The following is a 16,620-nucleotide window of genomic DNA, read 5'->3' as shown; positions in this document are numbered from 1 at the left end:
GCGGAAAAGGATTCGCTCAGATCAGCGAAGTCTAGGGGCCGGGAATTCCTTCAAGAAAGTTCTGTCTGTAGGCCAGACTGTAGGGGAGGAGATATCTGCTCGTCGTGTAGAATCCGACCCGTCGCGGCCGACGTGCCAACCGGCTAAGAATTGAGCCCATTGTGTAGAATCGATGCTTGACCCAGGCCGGGTCAGACTTGGTCAGTCCGGGTCGGTACGACACCTGGACGCGCTGCCAGTGACCATTCTCGTCCATTCGGGCAAAACAGGGTTCGATGAAGTCAAGGTCCATGCGTTTGAGGGCGAGAGCGATCCTTTCGTAGTCACGCGGTTTGGAACCTAGTTCTATAAAGACTCTGGCACCGACCAGCATCCGGCGCGACTGGAGGAGTTTGACCCGGCGGTATAGGTGGCGCAGCACCCGGTATTCGGTCACCGCTCGGCCCAGGCGGCCGAGTAGGAAAGTCTCGTTGAGAAAAACGGTCTTGGTGCCAGCTTTGCCCAAGAGCCGAATAAGTTGAGGGTAGCGAAACAGGGCATCGCTGGCGTTGACAGTCCAGTGGCGCCGGTAGTTCCAAAGCGCGGTGAACACTTCAGAGTAATAACCCGGGTCCGACGCAACGTCGTCATCCATGAGCTGAACATGCTTGCCGGGGAGGTCCAGGAGTTCGCCGACGATTTCGTCCAAGTCCCGCGTGAGACGGGCAGTACCGTAGTAAAGACGTTCAGGGCAGAATCGGTGCACGGGGTCGGGACAAGAGCATCCCCGCACAAAGTTCATTATCCGATGCTCGGCGTTCATTTCGCGGTTGAGGACTAGGTCAAGCCGAGCGGGCGCGTGCCGCGGCTGAGTCGAGGCACGGTACACCGGCTTCAGACGTCGCTTGGTAGCGTCCTCTCTGATCAGCGTCCAGACGTTGATTATGTCACCGACGACCCGGCGCTCGGCCCAATCTGGGGCTCTGGGGTCAAGTGCGGTAACGAGCGGACCGAAGAAAAGAAACGGAACACCAGATTGGTTCAGGGCCAGCCATATCTCGCGTGCGGAGGCATCGTGTCCAAAATCAGCACGTACCAGACACAGGTCCACGTCCGTGTCCCATTTCAGTGGTTCAACTCGTTGGTCCTGGTAGTGGAACTCGTCGGTCTGGGTGACGAGTCCGGCAAGCCGACATACTTCCGGGTCTGGCCACAGAAACAACCGAGCACCGCGAGCTGGAAGGCCTGGAATGAAGCGTTGCTCATTCCAAGCAAGAGCCAGACAGAGGATTTTCACTTCCGGATGAGCCGGAGAATGTCGTTGAAAAGTGTGAAGAGAACGAGTGTACCGATCAGGAGCCAGCCGATGTTGCTGGCCCAGGTGAGCTCTCGGTCAGTGAGGCGGCGGCGGCGGATTGCGACAATGCAGTCGAGAAGGATTCGGCCACCATCGAGTATGGGAACGGGTAGCATGTTGACGACAAAAAGGTTCACAGAGAGCAATGCCCAAAGACTCAAGAAGAGATGTGGACCCCAATCAACGGCGCCATAGGTAATCTGGGCAACAGCAACTGGGCCGCCGATGCCCTCGCGAGCTTCGCGGTCACCGGTTACGGCACGAGCGACGATTCTAAAGATGGTGAGCATGACCGAGCCGGTCCGCGTAGCAGCCGCAGCGACTAGCGCAAGTGGGCCGAGTCGGCTGGCGTGACGGAGATGCAGCAATCCGAGGCGCTCGCGGGAGAACTGGTCTGGTCTTGACCGTGGTTTGACCCAGGCCGACATTTGCTGGCCGTTGTGTGTCCAGACGACCTCGATTGAATCAACGCCATCAAGTTCTGCGTCCACCTCTAGGTAGTCCTGCCAGCGCACTATCGGCCGGCCACCTACTGTGATGAGGGAATCGCCGGGTTTGATGCCTGCATTTGCCGCCGGACTTCGATGCCGGACGGAACCGACGCGCGCACCGGTAAACTGGGCTAGTACCCAGGACTCGTCTACTCGGACTCCGATTCTCGGTGGCGCGCCCGGCAGCGCCGTGTCAGGTCTTGTTTGGATTGCGGCTGTGTGGTGTCGTCCGCGGCTGCGCCATTCCACTACTACAGTTCTGGGCTCACCACTGGTGATCCTTCTCTGAAACTCCTGCCACGTGGTGACCGGTTCGCCATCGAGTGCAATTAGGGTATCGCCCTGCGTGAGCCCGGCTTCTTCAGCCGGGCTTCCAGGAGCAACAGCGCCGACAACTGGCGGCATCTCTGAGGTTGAGTACGATACTGGAACAGGGTACTCGATCATAGTTGTATCGCCGTTCCGTTCGACGGTCAGGCTGACTGTCCTGCCGGCGTTGTTTGCAAGGTGCGTCTCCAGGTCGGCAAAGTCCGTTACTGACTGGCCGGCGACGGCACGAACAATATCTCCGGTCCTTAGCCCGACCGCAGCGGCAAGGGAACCATCCGGAGCGTAGATGGTCGCTGGGGTATAGTCCTGACCGAAGATTCCAAGCACTACGGTGAAGAGGACAAATCCGAGCAGAAGGTTCGACAAGGGTCCCGCAGCGATAACTGCTACCCTGATACCGAGCGGCTTGTCCATGTATCCGGGTTTGCCTAGCAGAGCAGGACTTTCGGGCCCCGGGCCCGCGCGTTCTTCCTCACCGGCCATCTTGATGAACCCCCCGAGTGGGATGGCGGAGAGTCGGTACTCGGTTTCACCAAACCTCCTGCGGATTAGAACCGGTCCGAATCCGACCGAGAATACCTCAACCGGGATATGCGAAAGCTTGGCGACGGCGAGATGACCGAACTCGTGGATGATGATGAGCACGCTGACCAGCAGCACGACGAGAACAACTGAGGAGAGCATCACTGACGACTGTCCCGGACCGCTTTACGGTTCTCCGCGTGCGGCGGACAGCCGCCTGGTGCCGGACACGAACGCACGAGACAGTGCGCGTAGGTCGTCGCCTTCTGCTCCAGGCGGAGGAGAACCCTGACCGACCTGCGGCCGACATTCTTCTTCGCAACGCCGAGAGCGAGCATTGTGCGCGAGATTATGCGCGGAATCGCGCCCAATGCAATCCGGCCCTGAAGAAAGGCCTGAACCGCCACCTGATTTGCAGCGTTGAGAACGCAGGTCGCGGCCGGGCCCAGTCTCAGCGCCGACCGGGCCAGCCGGTAGCATGGGAAGCGGCGTTCCTCAACCGCCGCGAATTCGAGTCGTCCAACTCGGGAAAGGTTCAGTGGCCGGATAACCGAGTCCAGTCGTTCGGGATAGGTGAGACAGTACTGAATGGGCAGCCGCATATCAGGGTTTGCGAGCTGGGCGAGGAGTGACCCGTCCTGGAATTCGATTAGGGCGTGCACAATAGACTGAGGATGGATTACAGCCTCGACTTGCTCCGGCCGCAGCTCGAAGAGCCTTACAGCCTCGATTGCTTCTAGTCCCTTGTTCATGAGTGTGGCTGAGTCAACGGTAACCTTGCGGCCCATGCGCCATGTTGGATGGGCGAGCACTTGGCTGGCGGCAGCCCGTTCTGGCGGGCCGGTCCGCCTAAAAGGGCCACCGGAGGCAGTGAGTATGACTTTGCGTACACTTTCCCTCGACCGGTGCTCAAGACACTGATGAAGTCCGGCAAGCTCGGAATCAATCGGCAGTAGCTGGGCACCGTACCGGTGTGCAGTTTCTGTCACCTCAGAGCCGAAGCTGACAAGGATTTCCTTGGTTGCAAGACATACATGCTTGCCGCGTTCCAGGGCAGCCATGACCGGCAGAACGCCCGCAGTCCCGGACATGGCCATAACTACGATGTCAGTCCTGGCCGAGGTAGCGGCATCGAGCATCGGTCCAAGTCCCGATTCAACTCGGAAGCCGGGGCCGAGCAGTTGTCGGGTTCTGACGCAGGCCTCTTGGTCAGATAGAACGACCATACTGGGCAGAAAACGACGCGCCTGCGCAGCGATGATGCGGGATGAACTATGGGCGACAAGGACCGACACCTCGAAACGCGTTGAAAGATGTCCTATTACGTCTAGGGTTGCCTTTCCGATTGAACCGGTCGAGCCGAACACTGCAATCCGGCGCCGTCTCACAAGAGTCTCCGAGCGAGGGCAAGGTCAGCCCTTGATGTTATCTTGAAGTTGGTCAGCGGACCAGGAATCACCAGTGGCCGGTACCCCAGCGATTCGACCAGAGCGCAGTCATCCGGTGCGTCGGTGCCTCGGGAGTTTGCGTGGGCGCGGCGAAGCAATTCAAGCCGGAAGAACTGCGGTGTCTGAACCGCGTAGAGTCCTCGTCGGGCGACTGTTTCCGTGATGCGGCCTCTGAACACGCGTTTGACCGCGTCGGACAATGGATAGCCGTAGGTTACTGCACCACGACGGATACATTTGGCTAGTCCCTGGTCAAGCATCTGTGCGTTGACAAAGGGCCTAGCCGCGTCGTGTACGGCGACCAGTCCGTGTGCTGGCAGGGAGGCAAGTCCGTTGCGTACAGAGGCAGAGCGCGTCCTGCCACCGGGAGCGATGGCCAAGACCTTGCCGAATCCCGACCGTTGGACGAGCGTGTGGACAAACGGTATCTTCGGCCGATTTGTAACTACGACAACGCCGACGACACTCTTTGATTGTTCGAATGCGTTTAGGGACCAGCTTAGAAGCGGCCGACCGCCGAGGAGTGCGAACTGCTTCAGGCCACCAAATCTGGTTCCTCGGCCCGCGGCCACGACAAGCCCGAAGCACTCTCCGGCTGCCGACTGCATGCACCGATACACAATCCGCTATCTGCTATCCGGTTGCTGACCCACTCGGCTTCGGAAGTAATTCATTCTCATCGCTTCTCGGACGAGCGCCATTGTGGTCTGACCTTCGGCCCGGGCCCGGGCCGAGCCGGCAGACAGAATGTCGAGGACAAGGTCGGGGTTTCTCTCATATTCAGACCGGCGTTGGCGAATCGGCTCGAGGAAACGATTGAGCACGTCCGCAAGGAGCTTCTTGCAAGGTACGCAGCCGATCGTTCCGGCTCGACATTGTTCCTCGATTTCCGTGCTACGTGGGGTGTCATCATGCAGGCTGTGTTCGGAGTCCTGATTGAAAGCTCGGTGGTAAGCGAACACCGCACAGACCTCGGGGTGTCCTTTGTCGGTCGGGTGAATCCGGGCCGGGTCGGTGACAGCAATTGACACCTTGCGCCGAATCTCCTCCGGTGAATCGGAGAGATAGATGGCGTTACCTAGCGACTTGGACATCTTAGTGTTGCCATCAAGGCCGACGAGCCGAGGTACGTGGCTGACCCTAGCTTCCGGCTCGATCAACACAGGAGCGTAGGTGGCGTTGAACTTCCGGACTAGTTTACGCGTCATCTCGATGTGGGGGAGCTGATCTGAGCCAACGGGTACAAGCTGGGCACGGCAGAATGTGATGTCCGCGGCCTGACTGACCGGGTATCCGAGGAATCCATAAGGCATGGATTCGCCGAAGTTGTACTGAGCGGCCTCAGTCTTGATAGTCGGATTGTGGGAGAGCTGTTGCACGCTTACCAGGTTCGAATAGATGACGGTTAACTCAGCAATCTCCGGCACGAGCGATTGGACAAACAGCGTAGCGTGTGACGGGTTCAGACCGCAGGCCAGGTTGTCTATTGCGACGTTGAGGACGTCCTCTCTCAGTCGTTCGGGTCGATCGAAATTGGTCGTCAGCGCCTGTAGGTCGGCGATGATGATGAAGGTATCATATTCGTATTGAAGGCTGACTCGGTTTGCGACGGAACCAACGTAGTGGCCGAGGTGCAATGGGCCAGTCGGTCGGTCGCCGGTAAGGATTCTCTTCTTTGCCACGAGATGGGATTATACCGGTGCGTCCCGGGTGGTCAACAGCGCTATTCTCGCTTGCGAACCGACAGGGAGTGACGGATACAGGCTGATCGTGGCTGGCAGGATACGAGGATTGGCTTCACCTGCCCTATGCTGTCATTCAGAGCGGCGGCGGAAGGCCGGAGCGAAGAATCTCGCCTGAGGGGCCCTTCGACTCGCTTCAGTCGCTCAGGGTGACGCAATGGTCTGTGGCGGTTCTTGGGCTCTCCTCGGGGACATTCTACCCAGGAAGGAGACGATTTCGTCAGGAGGGTCTTGGGCTCTTTCGGGATCGAGAACGGGCTACCTAAGGTATTCTCTTTATCCAAGGGATGAGACGCAATGGTAGCCGCAGAAAGGCCATGGCTGCCAAGGACTCTTTCATCTCTGCCGATGAGTACACATATCTTGTCGTAGCCGGTGCTTGACTCGCCAGGAGGGATAGTTATCATTGCTTGCCCGGCGGACGTAGAATCGGTCCGCGATCGCCGAAGGCCCGCGCGGTCTCGAGGGCAAGAAGGCCTGCAGAACAGGTATTGTGAGGAGGAGCAGTAATGCGTAAGCTAGTCGTCCTCTTATTGGCAGTCGCCTTAGGCCTGGGTCTGGCCGGTACCGAGCAGTGGATTGGGCCGTCTCCCTGTGTCCACTACAACATTCCCAACCCTGAGCCGGGAATATTTCCTCAGGTCCCGGAGCTCTTCATGCCGGCGGTTGATACTTTCAAGTACGATGACGGCACACCGGCTTCGGCCTGGGCTTGGCAGAAGGGTGGCAACGGGTGGGGCATGAAGTTCATTAGTCCGTCAGACAACGTCACGCTGGCTGGTGCGTTGATTCACTTCTACTCCGGCTGGCCCACGCCGGGCGGTACCAAGGCACTGGTCAAAGTTTTCGCTGACGACGGCCCGGGAGGTTCGCCTGGAACTCAAATCTGGGCATCAAGCGAGCTGACGATTGTGCGTGGCCAGTGGAACTACGTGCCGATTGGCAGCCCGGTCGTGGGCTCGAACTTCTATATCTTCTACGTTCAGGTTGACTCGTATCCGATATGTCCCGGGCTCTCGATTGACGCTTTCAACAACGCGGCCTCACACCGCAAGTGGACCTATTCCTCAACCGACGGGTTTGCCGAGGATGCACGACGTGGGGAGTGGCTGATAAGGGCGGTGCTCGACTGGAGTCCACAGAACGTGAATGCGACCGCAATGTACTTTGCTTCAAATATGCCGCCAGACACGGTTCCGGGCATTAACTTCTACATCCGGACAATGATAAAGAACCTGGGCAACAATCCGTTGCCGGTTGGAACGCCGGTCCGGGTGCGTATTGCAGGGCCGCAGGGCTATACCTATGAGGATACGGTGAACACCACCACAGTCCTGAACCGGGGTCAGACTGCGCAGATGAATTTCACCCCGGCCTGGGTCATCCCGCAGACCTCTGGGAACTACCGTATCACATCGTGGGTTGAGGCCGCAGGCGAGCAGTGGCCAGCGGATGATACCATCACTTACGACCTGAGTGTTGCCAGGTGGATTGAGTACGCGAACTTCAACCGCCTAACATGGCTGACTTGGGGCGGCAGGGAGCGGGCGACCAAGTTCAATCCTGCGACTTTCGGCCTGACATACCCGGTAGGTCTCTTCCGGATGCGACACCAGTTCTATCTCCATCCATCCTACCCGTGGCCTGATTCCAGTTTCACGGTCAAGGTCTATGCGGGTGACGGCTCGACGCTCTTGTACGAGTCCGACACGGTTGAGGCAGCACCTGGTACACCTGGTCCGATTGTTGCGGTTGACTTCGACTCGACCCTTATATTCAACTCGGGCGAGTTCTACATTTCGGTCCGGCCGGTTCATACCGGTGGTCACCCGTCCTCGTGCGCAGATGATACCTCCAATGGCCGGAGTTTCTATGGTCAACCCGGTGCTTGGACCGCCTGGACGATGGGTGAGTATTTTACCTCGGCTTCGTGCCAGGGCGGAGTTGGTGTCGCCGAGGGCGTCTCACCAGTGCATGAGCCAACGCTCAGGATCACGAACTACCCGAATCCGGTGTGTGGGGTTGCAACCATCAAGTGGCAGGTGCCGAGGTTCCAGGCGGTAAGCGTCAATCTGTATGACGCGACCGGCCGTCTGGTGCGTAACCTGTACAGTACACCAAGAGGACTACTTGGTACGGTGACGCTGGATGCGAAGCAGTTTGCCTCTGGTATCTACCTTGTGCGGCTTGAGACCGAGGATGCGGCGGTAACTCACAAACTGATACTGGAGCACTAAACAGGGTCTGCAAATTCCTTCAGGCGGGGCGCGAAATGCGCCCCGCCTGGCTGTCGGATGGTATCCTACATCCCGGCTTTGTCTGCCTCGTGGGTTTGCGGGGCGCGCTCAGCCTCAGCTTGGAGCCGGAACAGTTCCTCGTCCGAAAGACCGAAATAGTGCCCGACTTCGTGAATAACTACCTTGCGGACCAGACTCCTGACATCGGCTTCAGTTTGGCACTGGCGTTCAATTGGAACCTGGAAAATGAGAATCCGGTCCGGCACAACATTGCCATACCAGGGTCCGCGGCGCCTGTACGGAATACCCTGATACACGCCGAGAAGCTGCATCGGGTGTCGGCCAAGACTTCGGGCCAGGTCAGGTGACGCCTGCGGCATGATGTCGATCTGAACATTCTCAATCCGCTTTCTAAAGTAATCCGGAATGCTGGCTACGGCCTGTTCCACAAGCTCGGCAAACCGTTCAGTCTTCAAGGTCGAATACCCGATGGCCAGTAGTTAATGGTGGAAAAGTGGGTGGGCTGGACGATGATGCGCAAGATTGGGTCTTGCGAGCTGGCCCTTGGTCGGTCATCGGGACTTGGGACCCGTCATCCAGGCCTCGGGCCGAATATGGCTGTGCCGATCCGAATGATGGTCGCGCCTTCTTCTATTCCCTGTTCAAAGTCCGAAGACATACCCATCGAGAGATGAGGCAATGGTATCGAGAAACGCTGGCGCATCTCATCGCGCAGACGACGCAGCAGTTGAAAGCAGGGGCGGGATGCCTCGGGGTCCTCGATTGCCCAGCCCGGGCCGATGGTCATCAGCCCGGCCAGTTCGAGCCGTCCGAGTCTTGTCACTTCCTGCACCAGACCGTCAAGCTCGTCAGGCCGAACACCGAACTTGGTTGGCTCATTTGAAGTATTCACCTCAATGAATATACTGACATGTCTATTCTGCTGCTCGCAGCGGCGATTAAGTTCGTAGGCAAGGTGAGCTGAGTCCACGCTTTGGATGACGGAGAACAACTCCAGAGCCTTTCTCACCTTGTTTGTCTGCAGATGACCGATAAGGTGCCAATTTGCCGAAAGGCGTACCAGTGGCTTTTTCGCGGCTGCCTCCTGAACTCGGTTCTCGCCAATGTCAGTGACACCGGCCTGGATTGCTTCGGTTACCTCGTCTGCGGTGCGTGTCTTGGCCACTGCGACCAAAGTGACGTCCCTGCGGTTGCGTGCCGCCCGGTTGCAGGCTGCTCTGATACGCTGTTCCAGCAGACGTAGGTTCTCAGCCACGCTCATGTTCAGAGTATAGATTCCGTACATTCAGAATCAAGCATGCTGTCGAACTCGATGTGAGACGCGATGCAGAGAACCGCTAGGTCTTGGTAGTTCCAGTCCGGCACCAGTCAGAAGGTCGGTAGCAGATGAGTTCTTGAATCAGCGGCGGGCGGCCCCTCCTTGGCCGCCCGCCTTACAGGTTCCGAGAAGCTAGGCTCTGGGTGGTTCAGGAATGAAGCCTTCTTTCATCATCCACTGGGTCAGCTCGCGGGCCTGCTTGATTGTGGTCGTTGCCTTCTCCATCAGTTCATCACGAGTCAGCTTGATGCGTGCCACGCCCTGTTCGATTGCCTTCATTCCGACCGCCACCGCTTCACGCGGGAATACCTCCCAATCGTCCATCGTCGGTACGAGATAGTCCTCGCGCAGACCGCGGTCCTCGGCCACCTTAGCAAGTTCGAGCGCAGCGGCGATACACATTTCGTCGGTGATGGTACGGGCGTTCACATCCAGCGCACCACGGAAGATACCGGGAAATCCGAGGGAATTGTTTACCTGGTTTGGGAAGTCTGAGCGACCGGTCGCAACCACCCGTGCTCCAGCTTCGATCGCCTCCCACGGCCAGATTTCTGGAATCGGGTTGGCGCAGACGAACACGATTGCATCTTTGGCCATGGACTTTATCCATTCTGGTTTTACCACGCCGGGGCCGGGTGTGGAAAGTGCTATAAGTACGTCTGCATCTTTCATGGCATCGGCAATGGTACCTCGCACGTCCCATTTGTTGGAAATCTGGCACATATGCCACTTTTCCTTGAATTCGGTCTGAAGCTCGGTACGCCCCTTGTGCAGCGTGCCTTTTGAGTCGCACATAATGATATTTCCCGGATTGACGCCGCCTTTGATGCACACGCGCGATATGGCAATGTTCGAAGCTCCGGCTCCAAGCATTGCTACCTTCACCTTGCCGATGTCCTTGCCGACGAACTTCAAGGCGTTCACGAGTCCGGCATAGGTGACCGCGGCTGTGCCCTGCTGGTCGTCGTGCCAGACAGGCACGTTCATCTCCGCTCGGAGCGTGTCCAGGATGCGGAAGCATTTGGGTTGGGCGATGTCCTCGAGATTGAAGCCGCCGAACGATGGTTCCAGGAGCTTAGCAGTACGGATGAATTCGTCTGAGTCCTTGGTACGTAGCGCAATCGGCACCGCGTCAACGCCGCCGAGGTACTTGAAGAGCAGTGCCTTGCCTTCCATTACCGGCATTGAGGCCTCAGGCCCGATGTCGCCCAGACCAAGTACCCGCGTGCCATCGGTCAGTACGCAGATTGTGTTGGCTCGGTTGGTATGCTGGAAAGACATCTCGGGATGTGCATAGATGTCCTTGCAGGGTGCGGCAACGCCCGGTGTATACCAGATGGCGAAGTCGTCAAAGTTACGGATACAGCACTTGGGTACGGTCTGGTACTTGCCCCGGTAGAACGGGTGCAACTTCATCGCGTCCTCTGATGGTTTCTTGGCTCTGGCAACAAGTTGGTCTATTTCAGACTGGGACAACCTTTTCACGTCAGTTCCTTTCTATTTGCTGTTTCTCTTTGTTGGAGCCCGAAGCAAGAAGCTCGCGACCGCGGCCGCGGCACACAGTACTCCGGTGAGAATGAATGCAAAATTGTAGTTGCCGGTCAGTTCCTTGACCCGCGGGGCAAAGATGTTTGACAGAAGTCCGCCGACGCCGTACGCCGTGAAGATGAGGCCGTAGTTGACTCCGGCATACTTTGTGCCGTAGTAATCGGCATTGACCGCCGGGTAGATGGCAAGGTATCCGCCAAAGGTTGCGCCGACCAGTGCGATGGCGAACCAGAATACCACCGGCGCGACCGGAATGAGAAAGTAGCCGAACACCGCAACCGCATTAATGAGGTACATCAAGAACAGGGTTCGGGAGCGTCCGATGGAGTCGGAGATGCGGCCCCAGAAGATGCGACCCAGGGTGTTGAAGATGGCAAGAACCGACACCCCGATGGCCGCAACCGATTTGTCGAACCTGGCCAGCTCTTGGGCGATTGGCGAGGTCTGGCCAATCATCATCAGACCCGCGGCGCAGCCAGCGAAGTACATCAGCCAGATGGCCCAGAACTGCCAGGTAGAAAGCATCTGTCCTGATGTGAAGTCTGCGTGTGCCGCCTGCCCAGGTCTTGGGGCGGGTGGGTTCCAGCCGGCTGGCCGGTAGCCTGGCTCCGGGTTGCGCAGAAGCAGACCGCCGAGCACCACAAGGACCAGATATGCGAGTCCGAGCCACCGGAAGGTAGGAAACACACCCAGACGCGGTAGGTCGAATAGGCTGGCTCCAAGAAGGTTGTAGGGCGTACCGGCGATGAGTCCAGCAGCTAGGGGCGCGACGAAGAACGCACCGGCTCCGAACCCGGCAACCGAAAGCCCGGTAATCAGCCCACGCTTGTCCGGAAACCACTTGACACCTGCGGCGATAGGACAGACGTAGGCAAAGCCGATGCCGATGCCGGAGACGATACCGTACCCGGCCACCAGCATGCTGATACCGCGGGCGAGGCTTGCCAGAATCATCCCTGCCGCAAGGAGAATTCCGCCGATAATCGCTACGACCTTGGGTCCGAACCGGTCTTGAAGCCGGCCGCCGGCAACGGTCGCCAGAGCGAAGAAGATGAGTACGACCGAGAAGGGAAGTGATGCCTGGGTAGGTGAAATGTTCAGTTCGGCTTCAAGGGGTTTGCGGAACACGCTCCACGCATAGATGGCGCCAAGACAGACTTGAACAAGTATGGCGCCGACAACAATCAACCAACGGTTGTAGGTTCTAGGTTCACCCATCGTCAGTTACCTCCTCAAAAATGCATCCGCGGTTCGTTGAAGACACCAGGAACGCGTAGCGCTGCGTGCCTGCTGTCTCTTCAGCCGAGAGCCGCCGGCCGTATGCTTTAGCTCCTACTCGTCTAAGGTCGAGATGTCGCCGACTTCTTTGCCCAAGGCTTCGGCCTTAAGCAGCCGGCGCATTATCTTGCCGGAACGAGTCTTGGGCAGCTTGTCCCGGAACTCAATTGAGTCCGGTTTGGCAATGGCGCCGATTTCTTTGCCAACCCAGTCAATCAGCTCCTTCTTGAGTGCCTCTGTTTTCTCGAAGCCCACTTTGAGGGTGACATAAGCCTTGGGGACATCGCCCTTGACTTCATGCGGTACACCGATGACCGCGGCCTCAGCAACCGCGGGATGCGCAACCAGGGCAGATTCGACTTCGGCGGTGCCGAGCCGGTGTCCGGCGACGTTCAACACTTCGTCGGCCCGGCCCCGGAACCAGAAGTAACCATCCTCGTCCTTGGTGCATGAGTCACCAGTCAGGTAAACACCAGGGAAGCGTGACCAGTATGCCTGCTTGTAACGCTCAGGGTCCTTGTACAGGGTGCGCAGCATCGCAGGCCACGGCCTTAGTAGTACTGCGAAACCGTTCTCGTTCGGTCTCACCGGCTTGCCGTTTTGGTCGAATACGTCGGCAAGGATGCCGGGTAGAGGTTTGGTAGCTGAACCGGGCTTCAAAGGTGTTATCGGCAGTGGCGAGATCATGAATGTGCCGGTCTCGGTTTGCCACCAAGTGTCCATAATCTGCAGCTTACCGCCGCCGATGTGTTCCCGGTACCATCGCCAGGCCTCGGGGTTGATGGGTTCACCAACCGAACCCAGAAGTCGGAGCGAAGTCAGATTGTGCTTTCTTGGGAACTCCTCACCGAAGCGCATGAACATCCGGATTGCGGTAGGCGAAGTGTAGAGAATCGTCACCTTCTCGCGTTCGATGATGGACCACCAGCGGTCCGGAGCCGGAAAATCGGGTGCGCCTTCGTACAGAACTGACGTCGCACCATTCATCAGGGGTGCATAAACAATGTAGGAGTGACCGGTGACCCAGCCGATGTCCGCCGCGCACCAGTAGATATCAGCTGGCTTGATATCAAAGACAAATTTCAGCGTTGAGTAGGTACCGACCGCATATCCTCCATGAACGTGGACGATGCCCTTGGGCTTACCCGTAGTTCCGGATGTGTACAGAGTGTACAGCATATCCTCTGCGTCCAGTTGTTCGGGCAGGCATTCGTCAGATTCGTGGGCGGTGATCTCGTGCCACCAAAGGTCACGTCCCGGCTTCATCTGGACTTCGTTGCCCGCCCGCTTGAACACAATACAATGCTGGATTGAGGGACACTCAGCCAAGGCTGGGTCGGCATTGGCTTTGAGCGTGACCAACTTGCCACGTCGGTACCCACCGTCGGCGGTAATGAGCACCTTAGCTTCGGCGTCCTGGATGCGGTCGCGCAGCGAGCCAGCCGAAAAACCGGAGAACACCACAGAGTGAACTGCGCCGATTCGAGCGCAAGCAAGCATTGCGATTGGTAGCTGTGGAATCATCGGCATGAAGATGGTGATTCGGTCGCCCTTCCTGATGCCGAGCTTCTTCAGCGCGTTAGCCAGCTTGTTCACCTCCCGGTACAATTGAGCATAGGTCCAACGTTCAACCTTCTGGTCAAGAGGCTCAGGTTCGTATATGTAGGCGACCTTGTCCTTGGCCTTGGTCTTCATATGCCGGTCTAGGCAGTTTACGGTGATGTTGAACTTGCCGCCGATGAACCACCTGAAGAAAGGAGCATTTGAGTCGTCCAGAACCCTGTCCCAAGGCTTGAACCACTCCAGTTCCTTGGCCACCTCGGCCCAGTACCATTCCTGATTCTCGGCCCGCTTGAGCAGGTCATCGTAGTCCTTGATGCCGTGCTTCTTCATGAAGGCCATTACGTTTGAGTTCTCCACCAGCTCCTTGGGCGGGTGGAACAGCTCAGTCTGCGCCATAACGGTTTCCTCCTTATGTATCGGCCACGTGCGTCTGCAGCGTGGTTATGTATTCGGTTACGGCCTAGCTTGCCCGGCTATTGCAGGGATAACCGGAGCGTCAGTATATTGGGAGCGTCCATGGTGTCAAGCGGCGAAGTGGGAATGAAACTGGCGCATTCTACCCTCCTTGACGGAACTGCCGGTCGTTCTATACTCGCTCGGCGATGTTCAACGTCATCATCACAGGCATTACAAGTTTTCTGACCGACCTCTCGACCGAGATGGTTTACCCTCTCATTCCTTTGTTTCTCACAACCCTGACCGGCAGTCCGTGGTCCGCACTCGGACTCATTGAGGGATTCAGTGAGAGCACCGCGTCGTTGCTCAAGGTGTTCTCCGGTCAGGTGTCAGACCGGGCAGGTCGGCGCAAGCCGCTGGCGATTCTTGGATATGCCGGTTCGACCTTAGGCAAGGTTCTGTTCTATCTAGCTCAGGGCTGGGGCATGGTGTTTGCCGGTCGTCTAGCTGACCGAGTCGGAAAGGGAATCCGCACTGCTCCGCGTGATGCAATCATTGCCGACTCAACCCGGGCGGGTCAACGCGGTGCCGCGTTCGGTCTGCACCGTGCCATGGACACCATCGGTGCGGCTGCCGGTGTTGCTGTTGCCATCTTGCTCGTATCACGTTTCCCGCTCGTCCCGCAACGAGCCGATTTTCTGCCGGTATTTCTTCTTGCTTTGGTACCGCAAGCGCTCGGCGTAGCAGTGCTTTTCCTGGTGCGTGAGACCCGGAGCGGTCCGACCGGCACCCGATCAGTACGACTAAGCTTTCGCGATCTTCCAGTCCGGCTGCGCTGGTTCTTCCTTGTGGTGGGGCTATTTGCGCTTGGTAACTCATCAAATCAATTCCTGATTCTGCGCACGAAGACAGTCGGCTACACAATCGTCAACACCCTAGCGGTCTATCTCCTCTACAACATCGTTTACGGGTTGCTTTCCTGGCCTGCAGGTAGAATTGCTGATGCGATTGGACGCAAACGGCTTCTTGTCGCAGGCTACGCTGTGTACGGACTCGTGTACGTCGGGTTCGCCGTGCTTGGCCCGGGCAACTATGCGTGGCTGCCTTGGCTACTTTTCGGTCTGTACGGAGTGTATAGCGCCCTGACCGAAGGTCTGGAAAAAGCGTTTGTCGCCGATATTGCGCCTCAAGCTCAACGCGCTACCTTCATTGGCCTTCACTCTACTTTGGTTGGTATCGGACTTCTGCCTGCGTCTCTTGCTGCCGGCCTTCTCTGGGGTCTCTGGGGGCCGCGAGCGCCCTTCTGGTTCGGCGGGGTCCTGGGCTTGGCGGCCGCACTGGGTCTGGCATTGGTGCTTTGAAGCATTGGGGCGCCCGAAGGCGCCCCAATGAAGTTCGGTTCCAGGTCAATCGAGCAGTAGCACCTTGGCTACCGACTCGCGCTCCGGTGTCCTGACTTTCAGGAAGTAGATTCCTGGTGCGAGACTCCTCGGCTGCCAGAAGTAACGGCTGCTTCCCTTATCGGCGTCAAACAGGACTCGCTCGACCTCGCGTCCGCTCGCATCGTACGTGGTGAGTTCCACCGCTCCGGCCGTAGCCGTGAAGTAGTGTACAAAAGTACCATTCGAGAACGGGTTCGGCGACAGGAAAAGCGGACGGGCCGCGCTTGCCTGCCTCGGTCGGCGCTCTTCGGCAAGGCCGACGTTCCGGTCATACCACGACTGGGCCGAATCCGCATGGGCCCGGGCCTGGGCACCATCGGCACCGCCGCAGAACGCGAACGCAAACCGTTGACTCGCTCCCACTGGCAGATCGAACGGCCCAACCGACACGCACACCGACCAGTCATATGCCCGGTTCGAGTTCGGTTGCACCACGGTACCATTCAAGAACCGCCACTTCATCCCGTCGGTCATTGCCGAATCCGGATACACGTACCGCGCATGGTCAACCGCGGCCAGATTCGCATACGACGTCGGCGCCAGTATCTTCACGCCAACACACGGATTCGCACTCGAGCTCTGTCGCATGAACGTGAACCGCCGTGAAACGTCTGAAGAACACACGTTCGCGGTCGGCGTCGAACCGACGTCAAAGTCCGCAAACACACCAGCATACAACCCGTTCATTGCCGAACTGCCGTTGTTGGCAATGTCGGTTACAACCACGACAAAGTCATCGTACCCTGAACTCGCAACCTGATAGCTGTTCTGGGTAATCTTTAGACCCTTGGCCGAAGGATGGCCCGCGTCTGAATAACTGCCCCGGAAATGCTCATCACCGGCCACCGGCGGCACCACCGGCCGCAGGCTGTCAACTGGCACCAGGTCGGTATTCGGCGTGCCTGAGGCCGGCTGCGAGAAATGCCGGTCCGCCACGTAGGTCTCGGC

13 protein-coding genes are annotated in these 16,620 nt (G+C 58.1%); 2 read left to right on the top strand and 11 right to left on the bottom strand.

Annotated elements, in window-relative coordinates; all coding sequences use genetic code 11:
• Positions 1-31 precede the first annotated feature (31 nt).
• The 5 genes from ABIL25_01775 to trpS are packed head-to-tail and all read right to left on the bottom strand — an operon-like array spanning position 32 to position 5,809.
• On the bottom strand, positions 32-1,276 hold the full coding sequence (locus ABIL25_01775; GenBank protein MEO0081005.1) for a hypothetical protein: 1,245 nt from the start codon (positions 1,274-1,276) through the stop codon (positions 32-34).
• The gene (rseP, locus tag ABIL25_01770) at positions 1,273-2,841 is read right to left on the bottom strand and encodes an RIP metalloprotease RseP (protein ID MEO0081004.1); all 1,569 of its coding nucleotides are present in this window, start codon (positions 2,839-2,841) and stop codon (positions 1,273-1,275) included. Before rseP ends, ABIL25_01775 begins: the two co-directional genes overlap by 4 nt.
• Positions 2,841-4,067, bottom strand: a complete 1,227-nt coding sequence (gene dxr / locus ABIL25_01765; protein MEO0081003.1) for a 1-deoxy-D-xylulose-5-phosphate reductoisomerase — start codon at positions 4,065-4,067, stop codon at positions 2,841-2,843. Before dxr ends, rseP begins: the two co-directional genes overlap by 1 nt.
• A complete protein-coding gene (gene ispD, locus ABIL25_01760; GenBank protein ID MEO0081002.1) occupies positions 4,064-4,735 on the bottom strand; it encodes a 2-C-methyl-D-erythritol 4-phosphate cytidylyltransferase in 672 nt (223 codons plus the stop codon). The genes dxr and ispD overlap by 4 nt, the downstream gene beginning before the upstream one ends.
• A gap of 18 nt (positions 4,736-4,753) precedes the next feature.
• Positions 4,754-5,809, bottom strand: coding sequence for a tryptophan--tRNA ligase (gene trpS / locus ABIL25_01755; protein MEO0081001.1), 1,056 nt, complete (start codon positions 5,807-5,809; stop codon positions 4,754-4,756).
• Between the two features lie 569 nt (positions 5,810-6,378).
• Here trpS and ABIL25_01750 point away from each other — a divergent pair.
• Positions 6,379-8,106, top strand: a complete 1,728-nt coding sequence (locus tag ABIL25_01750; GenBank protein MEO0081000.1) for a T9SS type A sorting domain-containing protein — start codon at positions 6,379-6,381, stop codon at positions 8,104-8,106.
• Positions 8,107-8,171: 65 nt separating this feature from the next.
• Here ABIL25_01750 and ABIL25_01745 read toward each other — a convergent pair whose 3' ends face one another.
• From ABIL25_01745 to acs, 5 genes are all read right to left on the bottom strand, one after another.
• Positions 8,172-8,582, bottom strand: a complete 411-nt coding sequence (locus ABIL25_01745) for a metallopeptidase family protein (GenBank protein MEO0080999.1) — start codon at positions 8,580-8,582, stop codon at positions 8,172-8,174.
• A 116-nt stretch (positions 8,583-8,698) separates the two neighbouring features.
• On the bottom strand, positions 8,699-9,412 hold the full coding sequence (locus tag ABIL25_01740) for a YggS family pyridoxal phosphate-dependent enzyme (protein MEO0080998.1): 714 nt from the start codon (positions 9,410-9,412) through the stop codon (positions 8,699-8,701).
• A gap of 165 nt (positions 9,413-9,577) precedes the next feature.
• Positions 9,578-10,861, bottom strand: coding sequence for an NADP-dependent malic enzyme (locus ABIL25_01735; GenBank protein ID MEO0080997.1), 1,284 nt, complete (start codon positions 10,859-10,861; stop codon positions 9,578-9,580).
• 81 nt (positions 10,862-10,942) lie between these two features.
• The gene (locus ABIL25_01730; GenBank protein MEO0080996.1) at positions 10,943-12,211 is read right to left on the bottom strand and encodes an OFA family MFS transporter; all 1,269 of its coding nucleotides are present in this window, start codon (positions 12,209-12,211) and stop codon (positions 10,943-10,945) included.
• 114 nt (positions 12,212-12,325) lie between these two features.
• On the bottom strand, positions 12,326-14,230 hold the full coding sequence (acs, locus tag ABIL25_01725; protein ID MEO0080995.1) for an acetate--CoA ligase: 1,905 nt from the start codon (positions 14,228-14,230) through the stop codon (positions 12,326-12,328).
• 206 nt (positions 14,231-14,436) lie between these two features.
• Between acs and ABIL25_01720 the strand changes: the two genes are divergently transcribed.
• On the top strand, positions 14,437-15,591 hold the full coding sequence (locus ABIL25_01720) for an MFS transporter (GenBank protein ID MEO0080994.1): 1,155 nt from the start codon (positions 14,437-14,439) through the stop codon (positions 15,589-15,591).
• 45 nt (positions 15,592-15,636) lie between these two features.
• Here ABIL25_01720 and ABIL25_01715 read toward each other — a convergent pair.
• Positions 15,637-16,620, bottom strand: a 984-nt coding sequence (locus ABIL25_01715) for a T9SS type A sorting domain-containing protein (GenBank protein MEO0080993.1), incomplete at its 5' end; no start/stop codon positions are given.

Source organism: candidate division WOR-3 bacterium (assembly GCA_039801365.1).
In the GTDB taxonomy this organism is placed as follows: domain Bacteria; phylum Hydrothermota; class Tepidihabitantia; order Tepidihabitantales; family Tepidihabitantaceae; genus JBDRUN01.
The sequence above is the reverse complement of the archived record's forward strand: the minus strand, read 5'-3'. Positions and strand labels throughout refer to the sequence as shown.

Excerpts from the sequence above, each read along its gene's own strand:
- rseP (MEO0081004.1), bottom strand. The coding sequence starts at position 2,841 with ATGCTCTCCTCAGTTGTTCTCGTCGTGCTGCTGGTCAGCGTGCTCATC.
- ispD (MEO0081002.1), bottom strand. The coding sequence starts at position 4,735 with ATGCAGTCGGCAGCCGGAGAGTGCTTCGGGCTTGTCGTGGCCGCGGGC.
- ABIL25_01750 (MEO0081000.1), top strand. The coding sequence starts at position 6,379 with ATGCGTAAGCTAGTCGTCCTCTTATTGGCAGTCGCCTTAGGCCTGGGT.
- ABIL25_01740 (MEO0080998.1), bottom strand. The coding sequence starts at position 9,412 with ATGTACGGAATCTATACTCTGAACATGAGCGTGGCTGAGAACCTACGT.
- ABIL25_01735 (MEO0080997.1), bottom strand. The coding sequence starts at position 10,861 with ATGAAGTTGCACCCGTTCTACCGGGGCAAGTACCAGACCGTACCCAAG.
- ABIL25_01730 (MEO0080996.1), bottom strand. The coding sequence starts at position 12,211 with ATGGGTGAACCTAGAACCTACAACCGTTGGTTGATTGTTGTCGGCGCC.
- acs (MEO0080995.1), bottom strand. The coding sequence starts at position 14,230 with ATGGCGCAGACTGAGCTGTTCCACCCGCCCAAGGAGCTGGTGGAGAAC.
- ABIL25_01720 (MEO0080994.1), top strand. The coding sequence starts at position 14,437 with ATGTTCAACGTCATCATCACAGGCATTACAAGTTTTCTGACCGACCTC.